Raw genomic sequence first — 9,448 nt, 5'->3', positions numbered from 1 at the left:
ATTTATTCGATGATCGAAGCTACGATGCCTGCACCAACGGTGCGGCCACCTTCACGGATAGCGAAGCGAAGCTTCTCTTCCATAGCAATCGGCACGATGAGTGAAACATCAACCGAGACGTTGTCACCAGGCATAACCATTTCCGTGCCTTCTGGCAGCGTCACAATACCGGTCACGTCAGTCGTACGGAAGTAGAACTGTGGACGGTAGTTGGTGAAAAATGGCGTATGACGACCACCTTCTTCCTTGGTCAGAATATAAGCTTCTGCCTTGAACTTGGTGTGTGGCTTAACCGAACCTGGCTTGCAGAGAACCTGACCACGCTCAACGTCTTCACGACCAACACCACGAACCAGTGCACCAATATTGTCACCAGCCTGACCCTGATCGAGCAGCTTGCGGAACATTTCAACGCCGGTAACAGTCGTCTTGGACGTTGGGCGAATACCAACGATCTCAACTTCTTCACCAACCTTAACGATACCGCGCTCAACACGACCAGTAACAACAGTACCACGGCCCGAAATCGAGAACACGTCTTCAATTGGCATCAGGAATGGCTGATCAACTGGACGCTCTGGGGTTGGGATATAGGTGTCAACCGCTTCCATCAGCTTACGAATTGCATCTTCGCCCAGCTCTTTGTTGGAGTCTTCAAGAGCCGCAAGAGCGGAACCACGGATGATAGGAATTTCATCACCTGGGAAGTCGTAGTTCGACAGAAGTTCACGAACTTCCATATCGACCAGTTCCAGCAATTCCTCATCGTCAACCTGATCGCATTTGTTCAGGAATACGACAAGCGAAGGAACACCAACCTGACGTGCAAGCAGAATGTGCTCGCGGGTCTGCGGCATTGGGCCATCAGCAGCCGAAACCACCAGAATAGCACCATCCATCTGCGCCGCACCGGTGATCATGTTCTTAACATAGTCAGCGTGACCTGGGCAGTCGACGTGCGCGTAGTGACGGTTTTCCGTTTCATATTCAACGTGGGACGTTGAAATGGTGATACCACGAGCCTTTTCTTCCGGTGCAGCATCAATCTGATCATATGCACGGAAGTCACCGAAAAACTTGGTGATCGCAGCCGTCGTCGTGGTCTTACCGTGGTCAACGTGACCAATGGTGCCAATGTTAACGTGGGGCTTAGTACGTTCAAACTTGCTCTTTGCCATCTGAGCTCTCCTAATATCTAGCCTGCTCAGGCTTATTTTACTATTTGGCGCAACCGAAAGTTACGCGAATTTCTTCTGGATTTCCTGTGCAACCGCAGTCGGAACCGGCTCATAATGGTCGAACTGCATCGTGTACTGCGCACGGCCCTGTGACATCGAACGCAGGCTGTTCACATAACCAAACATATTGGCCAGCGGAACCATTGCGTTGACTACCGTGGCGATACCGCGAGCTTCAGTGCCGGAAATCTGACCGCGACGCGAATTCAGATCACCAATCACGTCACCCACATAATCTTCTGGTGTAACAACCTCGACCTTCATAATTGGCTCAAGAAGCTGTGCACCAGCCTTCTGCGCACCTTCACGGAATGCTGCGCGAGCAGCGATTTCGAAAGCGAGCACAGAGGAGTCAACATCGTGGTAAGCACCGTCAACCAGGGTAGCTTTCACGCCGAGCATCGGGAAGCCAGCAAGTGGACCCGCACCCATGACGCTTTCAATACCCTTCTGAACGCCTGGAATATATTCTTTCGGAACTGCACCACCAACGATCTTTGAATCAAAGATGAAATCGTCGCCTTCATGCGGTTCGAATATAATCTTGACGCGTGCAAACTGACCCGAACCACCGGACTGCTTCTTGTGGGTGTAGTCTACTTCTGCCTGACGCGTGATCGTCTCACGGTATGCAACCTGTGGAGCACCAACGTTTGCTTCAACCTTGAATTCACGCTTCATGCGATCAACAAGGATGTCCAAGTGAAGTTCGCCCATACCTGCGATGATGGTCTGACCAGATTCTTCGTCAGACTTAACGCGGAAGGATGGATCTTCAGCCGCCAGACGATTGAGCGCAATGCCCATCTTTTCTTGGTCAGCTTTGGTCTTTGGTTCAATCGCGATTTCGATAACCGGATCTGGGAATTCCATGCGCTCAAGGATAACCGGCTTCAGCGGATCACAAAGCGTGTCACCCGTTGTGGTTTCCTTCAGACCAGCCAGAGCAACGATGTCGCCAGCAAAAGCTTCATCAATGTCTTCACGGCTGTTTGAGTGCATTTGCAGCATACGGCCAATACGTTCACGCTTTCCTTTTACGGTGTTTTCAAGCGAAACACCTTTGGTCAGCTTACCCGAATAAATACGAGCGAACGTCAACGAACCCACAAAAGGATCGTTCATGATTTTAAAGGCCAGCAAGGAAAGCGGTGCCTCATCCGAAGATTCACGCGTGGTTTCTTCTTCGGTCTTTACATCGATGCCCTTGATCGCTGGAACTTCGTTCGGAGCCGGAAGATAATCAACAACTGCATCAAGCAGAGGCTGAACACCACGGTTCTTAAACGCAGTACCGCACAGAACTGGGTGGAACTGAACAGAAATCGTTCCTTTACGGATCAGAGCGCGCAGCTCATCATTCGAAGGCATATTGCCTTCCAGATAAGCTTCCATTGCGGTTTCATCGACTTCAACGGCAGTTTCGATCAGCTTTTCACGGAATTCTTCAGCTTTAGCCTGAAGGTCCGTAGGAACTTCACCAACGACCGTGTCTGCACCGATTGAACCGTCCCAAGTATAGGATTTCATCTCGATCAGATCGACAACGCCTTCGAATTCGTTCTCGGCACCGATTGGCAGCTGGATCACAAGCGGAACAGCACCAAGACGGGTCTTGATCATATCAACGCAGCGATAGAAATCTGCGCCGATCTTATCCATTTTGTTGACGAAAACCATGCGCGGTACATGATATTTCTCAGCCTGACGCCAAACAGTCTCTGTCTGCGGCTCCACGCCAGCATTCGCATCAAGAAGCGCAATTGCACCGTCAAGGACACGGAGCGAACGTTCTACTTCAATCGTGAAGTCAACGTGGCCCGGAGTGTCGATGATGTTAAAACGGCGCTTCTTACCGTCGCGACCGGTCCAAAACGTAGTCGTCGCAGCAGAGGTAATCGTGATGCCACGCTCCTGCTCCTGCGCCATCCAGTCCATCGTGGCAGAACCATCATGGGTTTCACCAACCTTATGGCTCTTGCCCGTGTAGTACAGAATACGCTCTGACGTCGTAGTCTTACCGGCGTCAATATGCGCCATAATACCGAAATTACGGTAGTCTTCGATTTTATATTCGCGGGCCATGTTCTTGCTCTTTGAATAGGGTTCGACGATTACCAGCGGTAATGCGAGAATGCGCGGTTGGCCTCAGCCATGCGGTGCGTGTCTTCACGCTTCTTCACAGCAGAACCACGGTTGTTAGCTGCATCAAGCAGTTCACCCGCCAAACGATCAATCATCGTGGTTTCGTTACGACCGCGCGCGGCATTAATCAGCCAGCGGATAGCGAGCGCCTGACGACGTTCTGCACGAACATCAACCGGAACCTGATAGGTTGCACCACCGACGCGACGCGAACGAACTTCCACGTGCGGAGCCACATTATCGAGCGCCTGATGAAACAGCGCAAGAGGATCGGACTTTGCTTTGGCTTCGATTGAATCAAAAGCACCATAAACGATACCTTCGGCAACCGACTTTTTGCCATGAAGCATGATCGCATTCATGAACTTAGTTATGACGAGATCACCGAACTTTGGATCCGGATTAATCTCACGCTTTTCTGCTCTATGGCGTCTGGACATTTCGTCTCAACTTTCAATTACATCGGGCTCAACTCGCCATTTTGGCGGCCGGTATCCCCGGAAAATTCTTACTTCGGACGCTTTGCACCGTACTTGGAACGGCGCTGTTTACGGTTTTTGACACCCTGCGTATCAAGAACACCACGAACAATGTGATAACGCACACCTGGCAAGTCCTTTACGCGACCGCCACGGATCATAACCACAGAGTGCTCCTGAAGGTTGTGCCCTTCACCTGGAATATAACCAATAACTTCAAAGCCATTAGTCAAACGAATTTTGGCAACCTTACGAAGAGCCGAGTTCGGCTTCTTTGGGGTTGTCGTATAAACGCGGGTGCAAACGCCGCGCTTCTGCGGGTTGGCCTGCAGAGCAGGAACCTTATTACGCTTCACCGGGGCAGTGCGCGGCTTGCGGATCAGCTGGTTTACGGTAGGCATCCAAACCTTCCTCTATATAAAATCTCGTATCAGCGCCCCAGAAGGGCCGTTTCACCGGAGTGCTCATGCACAAAATTCGGGACCAGCCACACCATCTGCGGCCACCCCGAACAAAAGCAGAGGAAGCTATTGCTTCATGCGAACGGCAAGTTGCATTTCGATCGTAAAACGAACCCTGTTTGAGGCGAACTTCAGAACGTGTCGCTCCGAAAAAGCCAGCCTCACATCGGCTCAGATGAGGTGCTGATACGTGTTTCTCGGCTTTTCGTCAAGGGCTACGGGTTAAGTTTCTGCTTGCTAGCGCCAGATCGACGTATTTTAGCTTCGTTCTGAGAGCTTCATAGGCTAGTTTCGCAGCATATTTGCATTATTTAGTATCAAATCTGCGAATTTTGCAGCTATTCATGGTCTCTTGCGACTAGCAGGCACTATTTAATCAAAACTGAGTCGACACTCAACACAATGTTAAGGAATCATCAATGTCTTCTTCCACCCAATCCACAGACAACGATTCGCAATCGGTCCACCTCGTCATAGCCGAGGTTTGGAACGAGGGAGAAGAAGAATCTGTTGAAGTTCATTTGCTACTACAATCAGATGAAAACGAAGATCTTGTTCAAACAGTTCTCAATATCCTAGCAGACGAAGGATATGACCAGGCTGAGCTTCTCGAAATGGCGATCCTTACCGATCAACCAGAAGAAGAACCACACAAGAGTGCTTGGCAAACCGCCCTATCGGGGCAAGTCGCCTTGATAGAATTCGATGGCGACGAGACCGAATAGTTTCAGACAGCCAAATCGTTTGACTAGCCGAAACTGCGCCTCTTCTCATTTCGTCAGACACTAGCAGTCATAAAAAAAGCCGCCTCGACAGGCGGCTTTTTGTTTCGCTAACAGCAGTTTTATTCCGCTGCACTATTGGTCATATCCGTCAACATCGCATTTGCTTCGGACGAACCGGCTGATTTGCGACGCTCGTCGATGATCAGCTCGTCGCGAGCGGTTGCAATACGACGAATCTGGTTCGTCATGCCGCCAGTACCTGCCGGGATAAGACGTCCAACGATGACGTTTTCCTTGAGACCCTGCAACGTATCGACCTTGCCTGCAACTGCGGCTTCGGTAAGTACGCGTGTCGTCTCCTGGAAAGAGGCCGCCGAGATGAATGAAGGCGTTTGAAGCGAAGCTTTTGTGATACCCAACAATACGGGATTGCCGGCACCTGGCTTTTTGCCTTCTTCAATAAGACGATCATTAATTTCATCAAGTTCGATACGATCAACATGATCGCCCGGGATATAACCCGTGTCACCGGATTCGGTGATTTCGACCTTCTGAAGCATCTGACGAACGATGACTTCAATGTGCTTATCGTTGATCAGAACACCCTGCAGACGATAGACTTCCTGGATTTCATTAACGAGGTAAGACGCAAGTGCCTCTACACCCTTAATCGCCAGAATGTCATGCGGTGCCGGGTTGCCATCGAGGATATATTCACCCTTTTCGATAACGTCACCATCCTGAAGATGGAACGGCTTACCTTTCGGGATCAGATATTCAGCGGGTTCGATCGTCTCGTCATTTGGTTCAATAATGATACGACGCTTGTTCTTATAGTCGCGGCCAAAGCGTACGGTACCATCAATTTCCGCGATAACTGCATGATCCTTTGGACGACGAGCTTCAAACAGCTCGGCAACGCGTGGCAGACCACCGGTAATATCCTTGGTCTTCGCGCTTTCCATTGGCAGACGTGCAATCACGTCACCGGCCTTCACATGCGCACCGGGTTCAAACGACAGAATCGTTTCAACCGAAAGCATGAAGCGTGCTTCGCCACCCTTCGACAGCTTGGCGATCTTACCGTTCTTATCCTTAATGACCATAGCAGGCTTGAGATCCGCCCCACGTGGAGTGGAACGCCAATCTATGACCACGCGCTTGGTAATACCGGTAGACTCATCTGTGGTTTCCGAAACCGAAATACCATCAACGAGATCTTCAAATTCGATAGTACCTTCGACTTCCGTCAGGATCGGACGGGTATATGGATCCCATTCCGCAATACGCTGACCACGTTTGACGATATCGCCATCATCAACAAAGAGACGCGAACCATAGGTGACGCGATGGACTGCACGTTCCTTACCGGTTTCATCGATAATGAGAACAGCCATATTGCGGCCCATGACAACCAAGTTGCCATCAGAGTTGCGAACCACATTGCGGTTACGCAGCGTCACCTTACCTTCATAGGAAGCTTCAAGGTAAGAGGAATCGACGACCTGCGCTGTTCCACCAAGGTGGAAAGTACGCATTGTCAGCTGAGTACCGGGCTCCCCGATCGACTGCGCTGCGATAACGCCCACAGCTTCACCCTGGTTAACCGGTGTACCGCGTGCAAGGTCACGACCATAGCACTTCGCGCAAACGCCGTTACGGGTTTCACATGTCAGAGCCGAGCGAATACGGATCGACTGAATTCCGGCTTTCTCGATGATTTCGACGTCTTTTTCTTCAATCAAGCGACCCGCTTCGACGATAACATCTCCCGTTTGCGGATGCAGGATAGGATCAAGCGCCGTACGGCCCAGAACACGCTGTCCAATTGGAGCAACGATCTGACCAGCATCAACGATCGGCTGCATGGTTAGACCAACTTCGGCACCGCAATCGACTTCCGAAATAATCGCATCCTGTGCCACGTCAACCAGACGGCGTGTCAGATAACCCGAGTTAGCCGTCTTCAACGCCGTATCAGCCAGACCCTTACGGGCACCGTGTGTCGAGTTAAAGTACTCGTTAACGGTGAGACCTTCCTTAAAGTTGGAAATGATCGGGGTTTCAATAATTTCACCCGACGGCTTGGCCATAAGACCACGCATACCGCCAAGCTGACGCATCTGGTTGACCGACCCACGGGCACCCGAATGCGACATCATGTAGACCGAGTTCATCTGCTTCTGACGACCAGTCACCGGATCGAATTCAACAGCCTTGATGCGGGCCATCATTTCTTCAGTGATCTTGTCAGTCGCCTTACCCCAGGCATCAACAACCTTATTGTACTTTTCGCCCTGAGTAATCAGACCGTCATTGTACTGCTGTTCATATTCCGTCGTAAGCGCTTCAGTTTCGGCAACGATCTTTGCCTTTGTGTCTGGAATGACCATGTCATCCTTACCAAAGGAAATACCTGCCTTACACGCATGGGCAAAGCCAAGCTGCATGATCCGGTCACAGAAAATGACCGTCTCTTTCTGGCCGCAATGACGATAAACGTGATCGATCATCTTGGAGATGTTTTTCTTCGTCATCTCCTGATTACAGATATCGAACGACACTGCCGCATTTTTTGGCAATAATTCACCAATGATCATACGACCCGGAGTGGTTTCGTAGATCTTGGAAACTGGATTGCCATCGGCATCAATCGTCTTGAACCGACCTTTAATCTTGGCGTGCAGTGTAACAACTTTATGTTCCAGCGCGTGCTGCAATTCACCCATATCGGCGAACGCCATGCCCTGCCCTGGCTCATTCTCTGCTTCAATCGACAGATAATAAAGACCAAGAACCATATCCTGCGAAGGCACGATAATAGGCGCACCATTTGCCGGATGCAGGATGTTGTTCGTTGACATCATCAGCACACGCGCTTCAAGCTGTGCTTCCAGCGAAAGCGGCACGTGGACAGCCATCTGGTCACCGTCAAAGTCTGCGTTAAACGCAGTACAAACGAGCGGGTGCAGCTGAATGGCCTTACCTTCAATCAGTACAGGTTCAAACGCCTGAATACCAAGACGGTGAAGCGTTGGCGCACGGTTCAGTAGAACTGGGTGCTCACGAATAACTTCGTCGAGAATATCCCAAACTTCCGGACGTTCTTTTTCAACGAGTTTCTTCGCCTGTTTAACAGTCGACGAGAACCCCTTGGCATCAAGACGCGCATAGATAAATGGCTTGAACAGTTCCAGAGCCATCTTCTTTGGCAAGCCGCACTGGTGCAATTTCAACTCAGGACCTGTCACGATAACCGAACGACCGGAATAGTCGACGCGCTTACCAAGCAAGTTCTGACGGAAACGACCCTGCTTACCTTTAAGCATGTCGGACAGTGATTTCAGCGGACGTTTATTCGCACCGGTGATCACACGGCCACGACGACCATTATCGAACAGCGCATCAACAGCTTCCTGAAGCATACGCTTTTCGTTACGGATAATGATGCCAGGCGCCCGCAGCTCAATCAAACGCTTCAAGCGATTGTTACGGTTGATCACGCGACGATAGAGATCGTTAAGATCCGAAGTCGCAAAGCGACCGCCGTCTAGCGGAACAAGTGGGCGAAGATCCGGCGGAATAACTGGGACGATCTTCATGATCATCCATTCCGGACGGTTACCGGATTCAATGAAGTTCTCAACGACCTTGAGACGCCTCATCAGCTTTTTAGTCTTGAGTTCCGATGTAGTTTCGGCCAACTCAACGCGCAGATCAGCCGCGATCGATTCAAGCTCCATCGACGCCAGCAGCTCAAAAATCGCTTCCGCGCCGATCAGCGCTGTGAACTGATCTTCACCAAACTCATCAACCGCGATCATATATTCTTCTTCCGAAAGAAGTTGATGTTCTTTCAGTGAAGTCAGACCGGGTTCGGTAACGATATAGTTTTCGAAGTAAAGGACGCGCTCAATATCCTTGAGCGTCATATCCAGCAATGTTCCAATACGGCTCGGAAGCGACTTCAAAAACCAAATATGCGCAACTGGTGCTGCCAGTTCAATATGGCCCATACGCTCGCGGCGGACGCGCGACAAGGTCACTTCGACGCCGCACTTTTCGCAGATGATGCCTTTATATTTCATGCGCTTGTACTTGCCGCACAAGCATTCATAATCCTTGATCGGGCCAAAGATACGCGCACAGAAGAGACCATCGCGTTCAGGTTTGAACGTACGATAGTTGATCGTCTCCGGCTTTTTGATCTCGCCATATGACCAGGACAGAATCTTCTCAGGGCTGGCAATCGAGATTCTGATGGAATCGAACGTCTGTGCCGGAGCCTGAGGATTGAAAAGATTCATGACCTCTTGGTTCATGCCGTTCTCCTTAAGGGCGTTCTGCCGCCCTGTGTCGTCGATAACACGCTGAAAACCCTATCGGTCCAACTGTCATCC

Annotated in this window: 6 protein-coding genes; 1 reads left to right on the top strand and 5 read right to left on the bottom strand. The window is 50.6% G+C overall.

The annotated features are described in order from the left end of the window. Window positions 1-2: 2 nt before the first annotated feature. The 4 genes from tuf to rpsL form a co-directional block, all read right to left on the bottom strand. Window positions 3-1,178, bottom strand: a complete 1,176-nt coding sequence (tuf, locus tag C7374_RS05010) for an elongation factor Tu (protein ID WP_111574493.1) — start codon at window positions 1,176-1,178, stop codon at window positions 3-5. A gap of 60 nt (window positions 1,179-1,238) precedes the next feature. Beyond that, window positions 1,239-3,323, bottom strand: coding sequence for an elongation factor G (gene fusA / locus C7374_RS05005; RefSeq protein WP_111574505.1), 2,085 nt, complete (start codon window positions 3,321-3,323; stop codon window positions 1,239-1,241). Window positions 3,324-3,352: 29 nt separating this feature from the next. Then, entirely contained in the window at window positions 3,353-3,823 is a 471-nt protein-coding gene (gene rpsG, locus C7374_RS05000; protein WP_111574504.1) for a 30S ribosomal protein S7, read from the bottom strand. A gap of 68 nt (window positions 3,824-3,891) precedes the next feature. Next, a complete protein-coding gene (gene rpsL, locus C7374_RS04995; RefSeq protein WP_111574503.1) occupies window positions 3,892-4,263 on the bottom strand; it encodes a 30S ribosomal protein S12 in 372 nt (123 codons plus the stop codon). Between the two features lie 479 nt (window positions 4,264-4,742). Between rpsL and C7374_RS04990 the strand changes: the two genes are divergently transcribed. Continuing rightward, window positions 4,743-5,048 (top strand): hypothetical protein, encoded by a 306-nt coding sequence (locus C7374_RS04990; protein WP_111574502.1) that lies wholly within the window; start codon window positions 4,743-4,745, stop codon window positions 5,046-5,048. A 119-nt stretch (window positions 5,049-5,167) separates the two neighbouring features. Here C7374_RS04990 and rpoC read toward each other — a convergent pair whose 3' ends face one another. Next, a complete protein-coding gene (gene rpoC / locus C7374_RS04985; RefSeq protein ID WP_111574501.1) occupies window positions 5,168-9,370 on the bottom strand; it encodes a DNA-directed RNA polymerase subunit beta' in 4,203 nt (1,400 codons plus the stop codon). Window positions 9,371-9,448 lie beyond the last annotated feature (78 nt).

This window comes from Falsochrobactrum ovis (genome assembly GCF_003259955.1).
GTDB lineage: Bacteria > Pseudomonadota > Alphaproteobacteria > Rhizobiales > Rhizobiaceae > Brucella > Brucella ovis_A.
The sequence above is the reverse complement of the archived record's forward strand: the minus strand, read 5'-3'. Positions and strand labels throughout refer to the sequence as shown.

What these genes read in the sequence shown, in the direction of transcription:
- rpsL (WP_111574503.1), bottom strand. Translation starts at nt 4,263, where the DNA reads ATGCCTACCGTAAACCAGCTGATCCGCAAGCCGCGCACTGCCCCGGTG.
- tuf (WP_111574493.1), bottom strand. Translation starts at nt 1,178, where the DNA reads ATGGCAAAGAGCAAGTTTGAACGTACTAAGCCCCACGTTAACATTGGC.
- rpsG (WP_111574504.1), bottom strand. Translation starts at nt 3,823, where the DNA reads ATGTCCAGACGCCATAGAGCAGAAAAGCGTGAGATTAATCCGGATCCA.
- fusA (WP_111574505.1), bottom strand. Translation starts at nt 3,323, where the DNA reads ATGGCCCGCGAATATAAAATCGAAGACTACCGTAATTTCGGTATTATG.
- C7374_RS04990 (WP_111574502.1), top strand. Translation starts at nt 4,743, where the DNA reads ATGTCTTCTTCCACCCAATCCACAGACAACGATTCGCAATCGGTCCAC.
- rpoC (WP_111574501.1), bottom strand. Translation starts at nt 9,370, where the DNA reads ATGAACCAAGAGGTCATGAATCTTTTCAATCCTCAGGCTCCGGCACAG.